At 69.8% G+C, this 17,914-nt stretch carries 12 protein-coding genes; 8 read left to right on the forward strand and 4 right to left on the reverse strand.

The genetic code is table 11. The annotated features are described in order from the left end of the window. Positions 1-79 precede the first annotated feature (79 nt). Genes NHL53_RS00180 through NHL53_RS00190 form a run of 3 tightly spaced genes read right to left on the reverse strand, consistent with a single transcriptional unit; the run spans position 80 to position 4,897 of the window. Positions 80-2,626 (reverse strand): restriction endonuclease, encoded by a 2,547-nt coding sequence (locus NHL53_RS00180; RefSeq protein WP_433773935.1) that lies wholly within the window; start codon positions 2,624-2,626, stop codon positions 80-82. Then, a complete protein-coding gene (locus tag NHL53_RS00185; RefSeq protein WP_433773937.1) occupies positions 2,619-4,274 on the reverse strand; it encodes an Eco57I restriction-modification methylase domain-containing protein in 1,656 nt (551 codons plus the stop codon). Before NHL53_RS00185 ends, NHL53_RS00180 begins: the two co-directional genes overlap by 8 nt. Beyond that, complete coding sequence (locus NHL53_RS00190; RefSeq protein ID WP_433773939.1) at positions 4,271-4,897, reverse strand: N-6 DNA methylase; 627 nt, start codon at positions 4,895-4,897, stop codon at positions 4,271-4,273. Before NHL53_RS00190 ends, NHL53_RS00185 begins: the two co-directional genes overlap by 4 nt. 94 nt (positions 4,898-4,991) lie before the next feature. Between NHL53_RS00190 and NHL53_RS00195 the strand changes: the two genes are divergently transcribed. From NHL53_RS00195 to NHL53_RS00225, 7 genes are all read left to right on the forward strand, one after another. Then, entirely contained in the window at positions 4,992-5,258 is a 267-nt protein-coding gene (locus tag NHL53_RS00195) for a helix-turn-helix domain-containing protein (protein WP_433773941.1), read from the forward strand. A gap of 404 nt (positions 5,259-5,662) precedes the next feature. Then, complete coding sequence (locus NHL53_RS00200) at positions 5,663-6,289, forward strand: hypothetical protein (protein WP_433773943.1); 627 nt, start codon at positions 5,663-5,665, stop codon at positions 6,287-6,289. 2 nt (positions 6,290-6,291) lie between these two features. Then, positions 6,292-6,894 (forward strand): hypothetical protein, encoded by a 603-nt coding sequence (locus NHL53_RS00205; protein ID WP_433773945.1) that lies wholly within the window; start codon positions 6,292-6,294, stop codon positions 6,892-6,894. Then, the gene (locus tag NHL53_RS00210) at positions 6,891-7,601 is read left to right on the forward strand and encodes a hypothetical protein (RefSeq protein ID WP_433773947.1); all 711 of its coding nucleotides are present in this window, start codon (positions 6,891-6,893) and stop codon (positions 7,599-7,601) included. The genes NHL53_RS00205 and NHL53_RS00210 overlap by 4 nt, the downstream gene beginning before the upstream one ends. Next, complete coding sequence (locus tag NHL53_RS00215) at positions 7,598-7,822, forward strand: helix-turn-helix domain-containing protein (protein WP_433773949.1); 225 nt, start codon at positions 7,598-7,600, stop codon at positions 7,820-7,822. Before NHL53_RS00210 ends, NHL53_RS00215 begins: the two co-directional genes overlap by 4 nt. Before the next feature lie 696 nt (positions 7,823-8,518). Beyond that, entirely contained in the window at positions 8,519-10,177 is a 1,659-nt protein-coding gene (locus NHL53_RS00220; protein WP_433773951.1) for a glycerophosphodiester phosphodiesterase family protein, read from the forward strand. A gap of 730 nt (positions 10,178-10,907) precedes the next feature. Continuing rightward, positions 10,908-12,320, forward strand: a complete 1,413-nt coding sequence (locus tag NHL53_RS00225) for a dicarboxylate/amino acid:cation symporter (protein WP_433773953.1) — start codon at positions 10,908-10,910, stop codon at positions 12,318-12,320. A 910-nt stretch (positions 12,321-13,230) separates the two neighbouring features. Here NHL53_RS00225 and NHL53_RS00230 read toward each other — a convergent pair. After that, positions 13,231-15,018, reverse strand: coding sequence for a cation:proton antiporter (locus NHL53_RS00230; protein ID WP_433773955.1), 1,788 nt, complete (start codon positions 15,016-15,018; stop codon positions 13,231-13,233). A gap of 112 nt (positions 15,019-15,130) precedes the next feature. On the opposite strand from NHL53_RS00230, the gene NHL53_RS00235 reads away from it, so the two are divergent. Further along, positions 15,131-17,245 (forward strand): acyltransferase family protein, encoded by a 2,115-nt coding sequence (locus NHL53_RS00235; RefSeq protein ID WP_433773957.1) that lies wholly within the window; start codon positions 15,131-15,133, stop codon positions 17,243-17,245. Positions 17,246-17,914 lie beyond the last annotated feature (669 nt).

Below are 17,914 nucleotides of genomic sequence, written 5' to 3' on the forward strand. Positions count from 1 at the left end.
GTGCATTCCTTCCCCAGCATGCGGCACCCTCTTCGGCGTGCGTGGCATGGCCTCTCCACACAGCCTTGCGCTCCGGTGATCATGTCGCGGCCGTCTCGTCCTCGACCGCGACGACGGTGTCATACAGGCCGTAGTGACGCAGACCCTCGTGGGAGTCGATGCCGGTGTAGTTCAGGGAGGCGTCCTCGTAGCGGCGGAAGGCGAAGATGGCCTGGTTCATGTGCCCGGCATTGAACACGCCGAGGGAGACGAGGAGATCGAAGTCGTCGATCGTGAGGCCGGTCACGGTGCGGAACAGCTCCGGTTCGAGCTTGCGGATCACGTCGTTCAGCGTGTGCTCGCGGTAGTCGGTCAGGTACATGAACGCAGGGATGCGCGTCGCGAACTTGATCAGCTTCTCCTGGATCTGCTTCCGCTTCGACTTGTATTCCTTCTCCTCGGCGCTGAGTTCCTTCTTCTCCGCCTTGTCGAGGTCGTCGCCCTTCTCCTTCTTGACCTTCTGCACCGCCTCGCTCTTGTTGACCACCGTCTCGAGGACGTTGTCGCCGAGCGCGCGGAATCCCTCGATGTTCATCACGGCCGCCATGGCGTCGGGGTTGTCCATGATCCTCTTGAGGGTGAGGTTGTCGACGTTCACGAGGGTCGCCGATTCCCAGCGGCGCGCGAGCAGCGTCGCCGACGTGCCGGCCATCGCGATGTCGAGGATCTGCCCGGCGTCGACGGGGGTCATGTGCGAACCGTCGTAGGCGAGGACCGGGAGGAAGCTCACGAGCTCGGCAACGGCGGTCTCCGGATTGGGCGTCTCCGGCGAGAGGCCCTGCCCGTACGAGCTGATCTGCCGCAGGGCGCGGGTCGGCGCGAAGTCGAACACGAAGCAGGCCGGCTTGAGGATCTCCTCGCGGTTCGGGTCGTCGCCCTCGGGGTTGCGGATCGTCCAGGGAGACTGCACGCGGAACGCCGCCTGGAAGTACGTCTCGGGCGCCTGCAGGTTGCGGAGCATGAGGATCGACGACCACTGCGGAACGGTGACGCCGGTGGTGAGCTTGGCGACCGTGAGGGTGATGCTCTTCGTGTCGAACCCGCTGCCGATGGCTGTGCGCACGGGCGGGAGCGCCTTGAGCCCGACGCCCGTTCCCGGGGCGGAGACGTTGACGACCGCATAGTCATGCCAGAACGTGTTCTGCTTCTCGGCGAGCAGGTTCTCCATCGCGGCGCATGCGGCTTTCCGCGGCAGCATCCAGATCGAGTGCTGGAGGTAGGGCAGAAGACGGGTGTCCGAGTACGGCAGCGGGGGCTTCGTGCCGGCCTTCATGGCGTCCACCTGCGTCGGCAGGTGCGCTCCCCTCAGGAGGTTCAGCCATTTCTGCACCTCGTCCTTGTGGACGAACTCGGCTTCTGCGCCCTCGCCCGTCGCCTCGAAGAACGTGTTCAGGTCGAACTCGTCGAACTCCCCGCCGCTCGCGACGGCGAGCAGCTCCTCCGGCATCTGATAGGTGAGGAGACGCATCTCGGGGAGCGCCGCGTACGGGTTCTTCTCACCGGGGTGGTTCCGTGCGAACTCGGCCTTGGCGCGCTGCTCGTCGGTGTAGGTCCAGTTGAAGATCTGCTCTTCGATGAACCGCCCCTCCCGCAGCACCTTGAAGGGCGTGCCGGAGAGATAGAGGTACGCGTTCGCGCGAATGGGCACGAACGCATCGGGGTCATCCCCGAGCTCCTCCGCGTGCTCGGCGAAGGCGTCCTGGTCTTTGTCGGTCTTCGCCTCCGCCTTGACCGCCTGCTCGTCCTCCCCCTGGAAGAGCTCCTTGGCCGCGTCGCGCCATGCGCCGAAGTGATACTCGTCGAACACCACGAGGTCCCAGGCCAGCTCGGTGAGCCACTGATGCTTCGCCTTGAAGTTCCCCGCGGCGTCCCGGCCCATCAGGTCCTGGAAGGAGCCGAAGAAGACGAGCGGCCTCGCCGGATCCGTCTCCGACGGGTCTCCTCCCCTGGCGCTGGACAGGTACTGCCAGCCCCCGAAGTCGACGTGCGACTGCAGGTCCGTGTGCCATGCGTCTTCCACGGCGGGCTTGAACGTGATGACCAGCACGCGCTTCGCCTGGAGCCTCTTGGCGAGCTGGTAGGTGGCGAACGTCTTCCCGAAGCGCATCTTCGCGTTCCAGAGGAACTCCGGAACCGCATCCTCGTCGTCGGCCCAGATCGACTGAAAGTATCCGTACGCCTTCTCGACGGCGGCTCTCTGCTCGTCACGCATGCCGAAGGTCGCGTGCTGCGTCCCGCCGGCGGGCTTCCCCTGGCGCAGCTCGGTCAGCGCAGCGCGCACATCGTCGACACCGCACCGCATCCACTCGAGCTGAGTATTCTCGAAGCCCTTCTCCTTGAGGCGGGCCCGCACCTCGTGGTCGGTGATGACCGACCCGTCTTCGCGATCCGCCGACTCGTCGAGGACGATCGCGTAGTTCTCGATCGCCGCCGTCTTCAGCTGCTGCGCGACCCGGGTCTTCGCCTCCTGTGTCGTCTGACCGACCTTGAGGAGCCCCTCATGCGCCTCGTCGTGGATCTCGTAGGCATAGATGCGCGGGCGCGCGGTGGGCTTGGGCGGGAGGAGGTTTTCGACGGGTTCAGGCATCGGGGAGCTCCATCGGGCGCACCATACTCTCGATGAACGAGATCTCCGATTCCGTCAGACCGTACCGCTCATATAGCTCCGCGTCATTCCACGAGCGACTGAAATCCTGCATGGGGACAAAACCGTAAACAGGCCTCGTCGCGTGCTGGGTCGGCTTTCTCAGCAGCACGAGCAGACGAACAAGTCGTGTCGACAGGTAGCTGCATACATTCCTCGCTTCGAACTCTGATTCGAACGGCCCGATGTAGAGATATGTCTCCGACGAGACATCCCCTGGACCACCCACGAACGGCTTCGGGAGGATCTGATGCGGAAAAGTGTCCCCGGCGCCATATGCGTAGGACAGGAACACCTTCCAGGAATCAACAATCTGTCCACCACGTGGCAGACGGCTGCGATCGAGGTAGCCGATCCCGCCGTTCTGGAAGACCCGAAGATCCCCGTCGCTTCTCTGCACCCCTCCGCGAAAAGATGTTCCCAGCCCGAACGGCTGCCGCGAGCTCACGAGGTCCATGAAGCGAGCTTCCCCCGCCGCACCGGCCTCTCGGTCCCTCACCTTCTTGAGGATTCCCACAGCTTCGTTGTAGCGGATGAAGATATCCGCTCCAGATTCAAGCAAAGGACGAACAGCCGAGGACTCGGATCCATCCGCTCGATGCGTAATCACGTGGGCTGGGCCTCGATTATCCCTCTCCCAGAGGAAATAGCAGATTCCACCCTTCACTTCGGTGCCAGGGAAGACCTCCGCCGACGAAGGGAAGTCGTGCAGAGTCCTCAAACGATCATCGGCGAGCATGTCCCGGCGAAAATCATCGAGACCTTTTCCGCCCGAGTACCACCGCGCGGGCATAACCATCGACAGCATTCGCGGATCCAGTGCTTTCGCCTGCTCGACGAAAAAGTGATATATGGGTGCCGCGCTCGCCGAATGTCCACCATCACTGAGCTGATACGGAGGGTTCCCAATGATCACGTCGAACTGCATGCTCTTCCCAAACAGCTCGTCGATCCGAGCCTTGATGTCGTCGGTATGGATGAAGGCGTAGGCGTGCGTCTCGAGATCGTCGTCGCGCCCATACGCCATCTCGGGCGCCCCGCAGAACCGACAGCGCCGCCCCACGATGACGGGATTCCCATCCGCATCGAGCAGATCGTGCTTCGGCTTCCCACCTGCCCACTCGTGCTCCGTGCGCTCGAACCAGATGTTCCCCCAGCCGCGGTCGAAGCTCTTCGCGACGGAGTGTTTGCCCATCGCATCCTTCGAGCAGTAGAGGCTGCGGCGGGCGAGCAGAGCCGTGAGGTTCGTGATCCCGATCCCGTAGATCTGCTGGGTGAGGATGTGGTCGACGCGCTCCTCGAGATCGGGGATGACGTCGGCCAGACCCTCTGTGAGACGCCGCGTGATCTCCCGCAGGAACACACCGGACTTCGTGAACGGATCGAGGAACGTGACGCTCGGATCCGCCCAGATGTCGGCGCCGTCGTTCGCGTCCGCCCAGGTCTCGGCGAGGTCGTCGAGCATCTGGTTGGCAAGATCAGGCGGCGTGAAGACCTCATCGTTGGAGAGGTTCGCGATGCAGGTGAGCACATCGGGGTTGTGGGTGCGGAGCGACGAGACGACTCCGGCGCCGTCGACCACGGCGCTCATGCCGCGAGCCCCTTCACGGTGACCGTGGGGTAGGTGCGCGTCGGCGTGAAGATCTCGTGCTCTTCGAACTCGGCGAAGAGGGTGCCCTGGAACGAGGAGCGCTGCGTGAGGCTGTCATAGGAGAAGTCGCGCCGCTGGTACCGGCCGCGCCCGAGGTATCCCCACTCGGGGAAGACGAGCGGTCCTCCGCCTGCGGCCGTCATCTGCAGCGCGTCACCCTGCACGATGTTCGCGGCGAGCACCGCATCGGCCGCGCGGATCCATTCATCCGGGGCGCCCGATCCCAGGAACCGGGCGAAAGTACCCGACAGGTTCGCGCGGCACTCTTCCGCGTTGTCCTCGAGCAGTTCGATGCCGTAGACGCACATGAGGGCGAAGAGCCCGTAATGACGTCGCTCGAAGTCGCTGCGGCCGTGCCGAGCCTGCACCGCCGCGAGCTTGCGCTCGAGAACGGGCACGAGGAAGTTCCCAGACCCGCAGGCGGGCTCGAGAAAGCGCGAGTCGATCCGCTCTGTCTCGCCCTTGACGAGGTCGAGCATGTCGTCGACGAGCCAGCGAGGCGTGAATACCTCGCCGTGATCCGCCACCCGCTGACGCGACTTGACGAGGCGCTCCTCGCTCACCGCGCAACACCTTCGCTACACATGCGCTTCAGTGTACTTGTACCCGGCGGTTCGAACCCTGGCGCCTCACCCCGGTGGCCATGACGCTGGGGGAATGCCTCGCGTCCCCTCCGCCGCTGCCGCACATGTCGGCGAGCGCATCGCCGCGCTTCGGCGTCGGCAGGCGATGACGCAGGATCAGCTCGCGGTGGCGAGCGACATCGACTCGTCCAACATCCGCAGCTACGAGAGCGGCCGATCGATGATGAACGTCCACTCGCTCGTGCGGATCGCCGCGGCGCTCGACGTGCCGCCCGGCGACCTCCTCGACGGCCTGACGCCCGAGATGTTCCCCGCGAGCGCGTCGCGGCGCCTCGGGTGAGGGGTCGCGAGACGTAGCGCTTCCCCGCACGCACCCCGTGAGCCGCGAGGACGGCTCGGCTTCGCCCCCGGCGGACGACAGCAGGACGCGGCCGCGACGCGAACAGCCGGCCGCATCGCCGCGCGAGGGAACGCAACCGATTCCCCGCGCGCCGGGCCGGCGCCTCGGCAGACCCGCGCCCTCGCGTCTTCGACAGAACGACGGCAGCCCCGCCCCGACGGAGATCCCGCGCACAGCGGACGCACGCCCGCGGATCCGTCCGCTATGGCAGCGGACTCCGCCGCGTCGGCGAGGCAAGACCGAAGCGCACCCGATCCGCCCCCACCCCATTGACTTATCGATATTCGTTGTTATCGTTTTTCGTGAATACGGGGCGATGCGCTCCGAACAACGAAGGAGTCACCATGACCACCACCGCACGCTCCCCGCTGTCGCGGGGCGACGGCGCCGCGCTGGGCGTCATCGCCACCGGATCCATCACGGTCGCCATCGCGGCGCTCGTCGCGATCGTCCTCGGCGCCTTCGACGCGTTCGCGTCGCGGCTCTCCGTGCACCTGCCGATGCACGGGCAGTCCACGACGCTGTTCGATCAGGTCGACGGCGTCGACGGGGCGACCCTCACGGGCGCGGATCTCGTGCTCGCGGACCCGCCCGCCCTCGCCCGCTGGCTGCTGCTCGCCGAGGGCGCGCTGCCGGCTCTCGCGACGATCGGCGTCGGCATCGTCGCGTTCCTCCTCGCCCTCGCCCTCATGCGCGCCCGGCCGTTCCGACGCCGCATGCCCGTCGCGATCGCGACGATCGCCTGCCTCGTCATCGCGGGCGGCATCGGCGGACAGGTCGCCGGCGCCTTCGGGCGCGCCGAGATCGTGCGCGACCTCTCCGCCTCCTCCCCCGACATCACCGAGACGCTGTGGCCGTTCCTCATGGAGATCGACCTCGCGCCGCTCGGGTGGGGCCTCGTCCTCGCCCTCATCGCGGGCGCGTTCTCGATCGGACAGCGCCTGCAGCGCGACACGGAAGGACTGGTATGACCATGAGCACTCCCGCCCAGAACAAGAACGACCGCAGCGACATCGGGACCGTCGTCACCGTCGGGATCCTCGTCGTCGCCTACATCCTCTACGTCGCCGTCACGCGCCTGTCCGAGATGTTCAGTGTGCCCGGCTCCGTCACCGCGCCCGTGCCGATGCCCGCATCCGACAGCACCGTCAGCACGGGGCTCGACGCCGCGGCGAGCGCCGACACGGTTCTGCTCAGCGTCGCGGGCGTCAACGCGATCAGCACCGGCAGCTTCGTCGTATCGATCGCCCTGCCCGCCCTCGCCTACGCGTCTGCCGCGCTGCTGGGGATCCGCATCTGCCGCAACCTCCTGCGCGGCGACGTCTTCTCGCCCGCCAACGCGCGGATCACGACCGTCGCCTCGCTGCTGCTGGCCGGCGGCGCCCTCGTCGGCGCGTTCTTCCGCGTGCTCGGCCTCAACGGCATGCTCGCCGCCGCCGGAGGCGACTTCGGCGAGCACACCCGCGTGATGCTCGACGTCGCGCCCGTGTTCCTCGCCGCGATCGCCATCGGCGTGCTGCCGGTCATCTTCCGTCGCGGCCTCGCCCTGCAGAAGGAGACGGAGGGGCTCGTATGAGCGTCGGGGGCAGCGACCTCGGCGCCCTCCTCCTCTGGCTCGCCGCCGGCCTCATCGCGATCGGCGCGATCGGCGTCATCGCGTTCGTGCTCGCGAAGCGTAGCGGATCCCCGAGCCCCGCGCTCTCGATCACGCGCTCACTGGCGTTCGCGTGGCTCGCCATCTCGGCGCTCATCGTCCCCCTCGCCATCTACGTCACGCTCATCGCGCCGACGGTCATGATCCCGGACGCAGAGATCCCCGTGACCGGCACGCCCTCGCCGTGCGACATTGATGACCCGAGCGTCGCGTGCGCCTGGTCGGCGGGCGCGGGCGGGGAGTTCCCCGGCCTCGCCGTCGGGATCCGCGTCCTTCTCCTCCTCGGGAGGCTCCTGCAGATCGCGGTGTTCGCGGCGCCCGCCGCGGCGCTGTTCGTCCTCGCCCGCGACGCGCTCGCGGGAACGCCGTTCACCCGCGCCGTCGTACGCACCGTGACCGCCGTCGCGATCGCCGTCGCCGCGGGAGGGATCCTCTCGCACCTCCTGCTCGACATCTCCGGCGCGCTCGCCGTCCGCGACGCGGCGGCGGACCTCGGGCTCGACGCCCCGCCGACCTTCGCGCTCTCCCTGCCCCTCTGGCCCCTCGCCGCGGGCGTCGGCATCGCCGGCCTCGCCGCCGTCTTCCGCCACGGCGAGCGCCTCCAGCGCGACACGGAGGGACTCGTATGAGCACCCCGGACGAGAGCGTCGCCGGCATCCACTGCCGCCTCGACGAGCTCCTCGCCGAGCGGGGCATGACCCTCACGCGCCTCAGCGAGATCGTGGGCGTGAGCATCGTGAACCTCTCCGTCCTGAAGAACGACCGCGCCAAGGCGATCCGCTTCTCGACCCTCATCGCCATCTGCGACGCGCTCGGCTGCGAGGTCGGAGACCTGCTCGTGCGACGGTGAGGGGCGGGGCGTCTTTCCACGGGAGGCACCGAATCCTGTAATCCGCGCGGCCGTTCTGTCGGAGATCCGTCGAACAGCAGCCCGGATCGACCCCTCTCATCTCTCCTGACGACATTCCTCCGACGGAACGGCCAGAGCGCCGGTTCGAGCGCCCGGCCGGGTCCGGGCTCGTCTGGCCGGGTCTCGCCGCGCCGCGGAAGACCCTGCATCCGGAATCCGCGGCCGTTCCGTCGGAGATCCGTCGAACGGCGGCGCGAATCGACCCCTCTCATGACATTCCTCCGGCGGTACGGCATGTAAGCCGCCGCGGGTGCCGTTCTGTCGGATCCGCCGCGCCAGCGAGCGCTTTCGCACCCTCGACAGCTCCGCCCCACCCCGGCCGTCGGGGATCCGCCGAGCGACGCACCCCATCCAGCGGAGGATCCGAGAACCAGCGGACACGGCACGGTGGATCCGTCCGCGACTCAAGAGGTGTCCGCGGTTCGTGTAAGAGCCCGGTTCCGCCGGAGGCCCCGCGGTACACCCCAGGACGGGCGCCGAAGCGTGGATCCCCGCCCCGACGACGTCGCCCGCCGCTGGCCGGACGTTCGCGCGCGCGACACGTCGGATTCACGGAGGGTTCCCCCGCCGCCGATGGGGTGGAGGAGGCCCGCAGCGATCGGCTGCGCCGCGCTTCCCCGATCCGAAAGGCCCTCCATGACGTCGTCCCTCGTTCGCCGCCGATCCGCCATCGCGATCGCCGCCCTCCTCGCGGGGGTGGTCCTCGCTCCCGTGGGGGCGACCGCCGCCCACGCCGTGCACGCCCTCCCGCCGGAGGGCGACGACGCGCCCGCGTTCGACCTGTCCGCGCACCGCGGCGGCATCGGCCTCAACGTCGAGAGCACGCCACAGGCCTTCGCATACGCGCTCGAGCTGGGCGTGTCGTCGCTCGAGCTCGACGTGCAGATCACGAAGGACGGTCACGCCGTCATCACCCACGACCGCAAGACGAACACGAGCGTGTGCGCCGAGGGCGAGCCCGCGTTCGAGGGCGACCCCGACTACCCCTACATGGGCGCGTACATCAAGGACCTCACGCTCGAGCAGGTGCGCACGTTCGACTGCGGATCCACGACGAAGGATCAGCACCCGGGCCAGGTCGCGCATCCCGGCGAGCCGATGATGCTGCTCGGCGAGGTGTTCGATCTCGTGAAGCGCTACGAGGCGTACGACGTCGACCTCAACATCGAGACGAAGGTGGAGGCCGGCGCGCCGGAGGAGACCGCGCCGCGCGAGCAGTTCGTGCAGGTCGTCGCCGACGAGGTGCGCCGATCGGGCCTCGAAGAGCAGGTGATGATCCAGAGCTTCGACTGGGGCGCGATCATGCGGATGCGCGAGGTGTATCCCGAGCTGCCGATCAGCGCGCTGACGAACGGCCAGGACTTCCTGCAGGAGGGCGAGCCGGGCGCCTCGCCGTGGCTCGGCGGCATCGACATCGACGACTTCGACGGCGACGTCGTAGCGGCCGTCGCGTCGTTCGGCGCCGACGTGCTCTCGCCCGTGCACGGGGATCCGCAGGACGGCGGCATCGACGACGCCGACTACGTGCCGTTCACGACCGCGGAGATGGTCGAGAGCGCGCACGCCGCGGGGATCCGCGTGATCCCGTGGACCATCAACGACACCCCGACGATGTCGCACCTCATCGACATCGGCGTCGACGGCATCATCACCGACTACCCGAACCTGCTGCACGACGAGCTCGCCCGCCGCGGCTACGCCATGCCGCCGCGGTACGCGCAGCGGGAGGTGTCGGCCGGTTCGGTGGCGGTCGCAGGGGACCCGCGCGTCGGATCCGTGCTCACGGCCAACCTCACCGGATGGAGCACCGCGGGCGTCGAGCCGACGTTCCAGTGGCTGCGCGACGGCGAGCCGATCGACGGATCCACGGGTGCGGAGCACACGGTCGTCGATGCGGATCTCGGATCCCTGCTGAGCGTGCGCGTGCGCCTCGAGGTTCCCGGGTTCGCGCCTCTCGAGGCGACGAGCGACGAGGTCGGGCCCGTGGAGGAGGAGGCGGGTCCCGCGCCGGAGCCGGAGCCTGGGCCGTCGCCCGAGCCGTCGCCCGAGCCTTCGCCGGAGCCGTCGCCCGAGCCGGATCCCCTCCCGTCGCCGGTGCCGAGCCCGGCGCCCGTTCCCGGCGGGGAGAGCCCCGACGACGGGCGGGGCGGATCCGGGGACGCACCCGACGACGACGCCCCGCTCGCGCCCACGGCGGGCGACGCCCCGCACGGACTCCTCACGGGCGGCCTCGCCGCGCTCATCGCGCTCGCCGGTGCGGCACTCGTGCGCGCCGCACGGCGCCGGGAGGCGTAGCGCGGCACCGGTCCGGGAGGCGCCGCGCGGGGCAGAGCGGCCCGGGAGGCGTAGCGCGGCACCGCCGGCGCAGCGCGGGAACCAGGCGCATAACGCAGGTACCGCGCGCGGCCCGGGCGCCTGCCCGGGATCCGCGAGGGCGCGCTCGTTCGACGAGAACGGGGGCACCCTTGCGGCGGGTGCCGTTCGGGCGGATTCGCCGACCCAGGGAGCGCTTCCGCCCGCCGGCCCCGACGCCTCACCCGCACGCCGTTCCGTCGGAGATCCTCGGCCACGAACACGATCCGCCCGCCAGGAGGCCGCGCACCGCACGGATCTCCGGCAGAACGAGCCCCGGTCCCCGGCCGCCCGAACTCCGTCCGAGGCCCACACTCGCTTCCGTCAGAACGGAGTCGTCCTCGGTCGAAGACGCGCCTCGGGTGCCGATCCCCCGGATCCCGCTGCCCGTGGCGCAGGTTCGCCCCCCCCTGGACCAACGGCACCTCGGCCCGAGATCCCCGCCCGAGGCGCTGATACGCCGGGCGCCCGCGTCGCGGCGCGCGGGCGCCCACGGACCACCACGCGACCCCGTCCCCGACACGCGGCGTCATACGCAGGAATACGCCGCGGCCTCCCCCTGTTGGGGCGAGGGGCCGTCACGCCGCGTCACGCACATCGCACGCGCGCCGCGGCGCCCCTAGGTTGAGCAGTCACCGCGCCGGGACCGTCCCGCGCGCCGCCCCGGAGAACCATGAGCACCCCTACGAAGAAGACTCCCGCGAAGAAGCGCCCCTTCTACGCCTCGTTCGGCTTCCAGATCCTCGCCGCGCTCGTCGTCGGCATCGCCCTCGGGCTCCTCGCCCGCCAGATCGGGCCCGGCGCCGACGAGGAGCCGAACGGCCTCACGACGACGCTCGGCACGATCGGATCCTCGTACGTCACCCTGCTGCGCGCCGCCGTCGTACCGCTCGTGTTCACGGCGATCGTCGCGAGCATCTCGAACCTGCGCCGCGTGCAGAACGCCGCACGCCTTGCCGGGCAGACCCTGCTGTGGTTCGCGATCACGGCGTTCATCGCCGTGACGATCGCGATCGTCCTCGGCCTCACGCTGCAGCCCGGCGCGCGCGCCGGCGCCGGCCTCGACGAGCCGGGCGAGCCCAGCTCGCAGGGATCCTGGCTCGGCTTCCTCACGGGGCTCATCCCGCAGAACTTCCTGGGCCTCGGCGTCTCGGGCGGCATCGACGAGGACGGATCGTTCTCGGGCGGCGTCTCGTTCAACATCCTGCAGATCATCGTCGTCTCGGTGGTGGTCGGCATCGCCGCGCTCCGCGCGGGGCGCAAGGCCGAGCCGTTCCTCGCCTTCACGGAGTCGCTGCTGAAGGTCATCCAGCGCGTCGTGTGGTGGATCATCCGCATCGCCCCGATCGGCACGCTGGGCCTCATCGGCAACGCGGTCGTGGAGTACGGCTGGGAGCGCCTCACCTCGCTCGCCTGGTTCGCGCTCGCGATCTACATCGGCCTCGCGATCGTGCTGTTCGTCGTCTACCCGGTGCTCGCGAAGACCCACGGCCTCTCGGTCCGCCAGTTCTTCTCGGGCGTGTGGCCCGCCGTGCAGCTCGGGTTCGTCAGCCGCTCGTCGCTCGGCACCCTGCCCCTCACGCAGCGGGTGACGGAGCGCAACTTCGGCGTGCCGCGGGAGTACGCGGCGTTTGCCGTGCCGTTCGGATCCACGACGAAGATGGACGGCTGCGCCGCGATCTACCCCGCGATCGCCGCGATCTTCGTCGCCCAGTTCTTCGGCGTCGAGCTGTCGGTGATCCAGTACGCGCTCATCGTGCTCGTGTCGGTCGTCGGATCCGCCGCCACCGCGGGCACGACCGGCGCGACCGTCATGCTCACCCTCACGCTCTCGACCGTGGGGCTGCCGCTCGAGGGCGTCGGCCTGCTGCTCGCGATCGACCCGATCCTCGACATGGGCCGCACCGCGGTGAACGTCGCGGGTCAGGCGCTCGTGCCGGCGATCGTCGCGAAGCGCGAGGGCATCCTCGACCTCGACCTCTACAACGCGCCCCGCGAGGGCCTGCCGTTCCAGGACGAGGACGAAGAGGACGAGCCGCGCGACGAGGCCGCGACCGGCAGCACGCCGACGACGTCGAAGGCCTAGCCACCGCACCCGCGCAGGGGCGTCGTCCGACCGGACGGCGCCCCTGACGCGTGTCCGGGGGCTGCGCTGCCGGAGATCCGGGGGGATCGCGGCGAGGCGCCGGCGCGGCGCGGATCTCGGCACGGATTCCCGAGGGAACGACGGGATCCGCTGCATCTCTCGAACGAACACGATGACCCGCCTCAGGTGAACGTCGTGATGATCAGAGAGCCGAGAAAGAGCAGCCCCCAACGTCACGATGATCCCGACGCACCCCACCGTCAGACAGGTGAGGACCGCGCTGTAGACCTCCCCGACCCAGAAGACCGGCCCCAGTCGCTGCCGCTCACGATCCCGCCTTCGCTCCCATTCCTCCCGGTCGCGCGCCCCTGCTCTCCGCCGCCGAGCACGTTCCCTCACGCGCTCCCTTTCCGCCTGCTCACGCGCGTTCGTCTGCTGCCATCGCTCGAATCGCGCGGCGGCGTCACGCTGCGCCTCCGCGAAGTCATCGCGCTGATCCATGCCACCTCCCGGTTCGGTTCTCGCCGTCGTGAAAGAGACCGTACGGAGGAGGTCGGACATTCGAAACGCGCACCGGGCATCGCCACCGGGGAGCCGCCGTTCCGTCGGAGATCCGCTCGCGTTCCTCTCCGGGCACGTCGATACCGCCGTTCTCGACGAGGATCCCCGACAGAACGACCGGGCCGCTTCGAATGTCGGAGGCCCCCTCTAGCGTTCCCTCATGGACAGCGCGCACTCCCCCGTGACCGCCGATCGGCTCGTGCTCGCGCGCCCGACGGGCGACGGCCTCGACGAGGTCTGCGCCCGGTCCGCGGATCCGCGGGCGCACCCGCCGGGCAGCCGGCGCACCCGCCGTGCGAAGGGCAAGGTGCTGCTCGCTCACCGGGAGGTGTGCGAGGAAGGCCCTCCGCTACTCGCCCCCGAAGGCCCCGAACGCGCCGCGGGTGTCGAGCGCGAGCTCCTCGGCGTCCATCGCGGCGAACAGCTCGCGCATGACCTCCTCGCTGAGGTTCCCGGCGCGGCACTGCTCGATCAGCACCCGGCGACGCACCGCGAGCCACCCCTTCGACAGCTCCACGAGCTGGTCGTACGTCGCCCGGTGGATGCGGCCCGTCGCGGCGTCGTCCTGCACCTGCTCCAGATCGCGGTCGGGCTTGTCGGCCTCGTGCGCGATCCGCAGAAGCGCCCGCGAGAAGCGCTTGAACGTCTCACCGTCGTCCCCGCCGCGCTCGGCGCTCCACTTCAACTGCTGCTCGCGCAGATACGCGATGCCCGCCTCGCTGCTGAGCGACCGCATCCGCGAGACCTCCTCGGCATCCGACGCGCGCTCCTCCTCGCTCGACACCCCGAGCAGCCGGATGAGCACGGGCAGCGTCAGCCCCTGCAGCAGCAGCGTGCCCACCGTCACCGTGTAGGCGATCGCGATCAGCGCCTCCACCTGGCCGTGCGGCATCGCGTGCCCGGTCAGATCCGGCAGCGCGACCGCGAGCGCCAGCGTCACGACGCCCCGCATGCCCGCCCACGACACGACGATCCGCTCCTGCCACGACAGCGGCGGCTCGAGCAGCCGCCTCTTCAGCGCCTCCGGCGTCAGCTCGACCGGCTCCTGCGCCAGCCGCTCCTTCGCGTGCCGCATGCCGCGCGCCTCGCGGCTCGACGGATCCTCGCGGTACGCGTCGCGCGATCGGCGCCACCTCCGCAGCCGCAGGCTCTGCAGCGCCTGCCCCCACGCATACGAGGCGAAGACGAACACGGGCCGGATGAGGATCACCGTGAGCAGCACCGCGATCGACGCGACCAGCACGTGGGATCCGGTGCCCTCCGCCTCGCGGATCGTCGCCAGCACGTCGGGCAGCTGCAGGCCGATGTAGGCGAAGACGAAGCTCTCGAGCAGGAAGTCGACCGAGTGCCACAGCGGCTTGTCGTGCTGGCGCTGCGTGTAGGTCGTGCGCGGCGCGTTGTAGCCGACGAACAGCCCCATCGCGACGACGGCCAGCACCCCGGATCCCTGCAGATGCTCGGCGATCGTGTACGCGCCGAACGGCATGAGGAGGCCGAACGTGCCCGTCACGACCGTGTCGGAGAACCGCATGCGCAGCGCGTGCAGCACCCCGCCGAAGACGAGGCCGATCGCGACGCCGACCACCACGGCGAGCGCGAACTCCCACAGCCCCTGCCACACCGTGACGGTCGCCCCCGCGACGATCGCGGCGAACACGCGCACGAGCGTCAGCGAGGTGGCGTCGTTGATGAGGCTCTCGCCGCTCAGCACGTTCATGACCCGCCGCGGCAGACCGAGCTTGCGGCCGATCGCGGCCGCCGAGACCGCGTCGGGCGGGCCGACGATCGCGCCGAGCAGCAGCGCGCCCGCGAACCCGATCTCCGGCAGCGCCAGCCAGGCGACGAGGCCGACGACGACGGCCGTCAGGGCGACGAGCCCCACGCCGAGACGCCGCACGTGCGGCAGCGACTGGCGGAAGCTCGTGAACGACGCGTCGAGCGCGGCCGAATAGAGCAGCGGCGGCAGCGTCACGTTGAGCAGCACGTGCCCGTCGATGTGCACTTCGGGCACGAACGGCAGGAGCGACGCGGCGAGCGCCACGCCGGTCACGAGCAGCGGAGCCGGCCAGCCCCGCCACCGGGCGAAGGCGGCGACGGCCACAGCTCCGACCAGCACGTAGAACAGCTCGGCATCCATGCAGACACGCTAATCCCGCGCGACGCCGACACGCGCTCTCGGCACGCAGATCCGCACCCCGCTCGTCGCCCGCACCCAGGGCCGTCACGGAACGATAACTATTCTGGAGGGGATGAGTTCGACGACGCAGATCACCCCGGCGCCCGGATCCCCCGCGCCGGGAACGACCGCGCCCGCGAAGCGCCCCGCCTCCTGGCGGCCGGACATCCAGGGCATGCGGGCTCTGGCGGTCGGGCTCGTCATCCTCGCCCACGTCGAGCTGCCGGGGTTCCTCGGCGGCTTCGTCGGCGTCGACGTGTTCTTCGTCATCTCGGGGTTCCTCATCACCCAGCTGCTGCTGCGCGAGGTGGAGCGCTCGGGCACGGTGAGCATCGCCGAGTTCTACGTGCGCCGCGCGCGACGGATCCTCCCCGCCGCGACGCTCGTCGCCGTCGCGATCGTCGTCTACGCGACGTTCTTCCTGCCCTTCGGCCGCCTGCAGCAGACCGCGTCCGATGCCGGGTGGACGAGCGTGTTTCTCGCCAACTGGCACTTCGCGAACGAACGCGTCGACTACTTCAACATGACCGACCCGAGCCTGTTCCAGCACTTCTGGTCACTCGCGGTCGAAGAGCAGTTCTACGTCGTCTGGCCGCTCATCGTGCTCGCGATCGTGCCGCGCGTCTCGCGGCACGTGTTCGCGGGCGTCACCGCCGCCCTGCTCGCGATCTCCCTCGGCTGGTCGATGTGGTTCACCGCGTCCGACGCCACGGCCGCCTACTTCAACACCCCCGCGCGCGCCTACGAGCTCGCGGTGGGCGCGCTGCTCGCCTGCCTCATCTCCGGGCCGCTCCGCTCCGCCTGGCGGCACGCGGCCGCCTGGGCGGGCATCGCCCTCGTCGCGTTCTCGACCTTCGCGTTCTCCGAGCTCACGCCCTTTCCCGGCGCGCTCGCCCTCGTGCCCGTGCTCGGCACGGCGCTCCTGCTCGCCGCCGGGCCGGACACGATCGTCGGCCGCGCGCTGGCCTGGCGGCCGCTGCGCTACATCGGCGACATCTCGTTCTCGCTGTACCTGTGGCACTGGCCGGTCACGCTCGCCGTTCAAGCCGCGCTTCCCTACGAATCCCCCTACATCCTGCGCTTCGTGCTGACGATCGGGATCTCCGTCGCGCTCTCGGTTCTCACGTTCCACTTCGTCGAGCAGCCGTTCCAGCACAAGCGCGTGCCGGTGTTCTCCCGCGATCGGCGCACGCTGTGGCTGTGGCCGATCAGCGTGATCGTGATCCTGGCGACCGTGTTCGGCGGCAGCGCCTACGCCGACGCCAGGCAGACCGCCCAGCAGGAGGCCGCGCAGGAGTACTTCGACGAGCACGGATACCAGGATCTCGAGGCCGAGGACATCGACGGCGTGCAGCAGGAGCTCGAGGAGGCCGTGCAGGTCGCCGAGTCCGGCGCGCCGATCCCGCCCGACTACGACGCCGAGGCGCTGCGCGACGCGCAGTGGTCGGATCTCGCGACGGGCGACTGCTACGCGAGCACGGGCCAGCGCGACGTCGACGACGTGTGCTGGTTCGGGGATCCCGAGGGTTCACAGACCATCGCCCTCGTCGGCGACTCGCACGCCGGCATGTGGCTGCCCGCGCTCGACATCCTCGGCAAGGACCACGACTTCCGCGTGGCGCTCTTCGTCAAGCTCTCCTGCGGCGCCTACCCCGTCGTGCAGGATGCCGCGGGGCACTCGCAGGACGACTGCGACGCGTTCCGCGAGTTCACCGACGACCGGATCGAGGAGATCTCCCCCGACGCGGTGGTCCTCGGCGCCCGCGGACTGCTGAACATGGAGGAGCGCGACGGACAGAGCGTCGAAGACCAGTGGAGCGACGCGGTCCGCCAGGCCGTCGAGGACTTCAGCGCGGTCGCGGACGAGGTCGTCGCGCTCGGCGACGTGCCCGCCCGCCCGGAGGCCGAGCCCAAGGACTGCGTCGACGCTCCCGGCGCGACCCAGGAAGACTGCGTCGTGACGGGCGAGAGCGACGAGCTGCGCAGCAACGAGCTCACCCAGGCCGCCGCCGAGGACGCGGGAGCCGCGTACGTCGACACGACCCCACTCGTCTGCCCTGAGGAGGGCGACTGCCCGCTGTTCGTCGGCGACACCCCGATCTACGGCGACGACTCGCACCTCAACCGCCTCTGGGTCGAGTACGTTGCGCCCGCCCTCGGCCAGGAGCTCGACCCCGTCCTGCCCTGACGGGCGGCCGCCGCGGTCGGATCCCCGCCCCTCCGGGTACGGAAAACGCACGCACCGGGGCGCGGGATCCGTGCGCTTCTGCGACGCGGACGATCGAGGCGACGCCAGAGTCTGCGAAACGCACCCACCGGAGCACGGGATCCGTGCGCTTCCGCGACCCGGACGACCGACGCCACCCCGGAATCTGCGAAACGCACCCCACCGCCGCGACAGCGGTGCGTCTCCGCGCCCCGAACACGCCGGCCCGGTCCCCGAGTCGCAGAAGCGCACCGCCAGCCCCACGGATCCGTGCGCTTCTGCGACTCGAGCAGCCGGCGAGACACCGGAGTCTGCGAAACGCACGCACCGGGGCGCGGGATCCGTGCGATTCAGCGACTCAGGCGACCGACGCGACGCCCGAGTCTGCGAAACGCACCCACCGGGGCGCGGGATCCGCGCGATTCAGCGACCCGCGCGTGCTGCCGGATCCTCGGGTCGCGGAAACGCACCCCTGGGCTCCCCGGAGTCGACCGTTTCTGCAACTCGGACGTCCTACCGGATCCTCGGGTCCGCCCGATCGACAGCCGCGAGCGGGTGGGGCTCCGGGTCTGCGAAGCGCACCTCCGCGGGCGCGGGATCCGTGCGATTCAGCGACCCGAGCGACCGACGCCACCCCCGAGTCTGCGAAAC

This window comes from Microbacterium sp. gxy059, assembly GCF_050958665.1.
Lineage (GTDB): Bacteria > Actinomycetota > Actinomycetes > Actinomycetales > Microbacteriaceae > Microbacterium.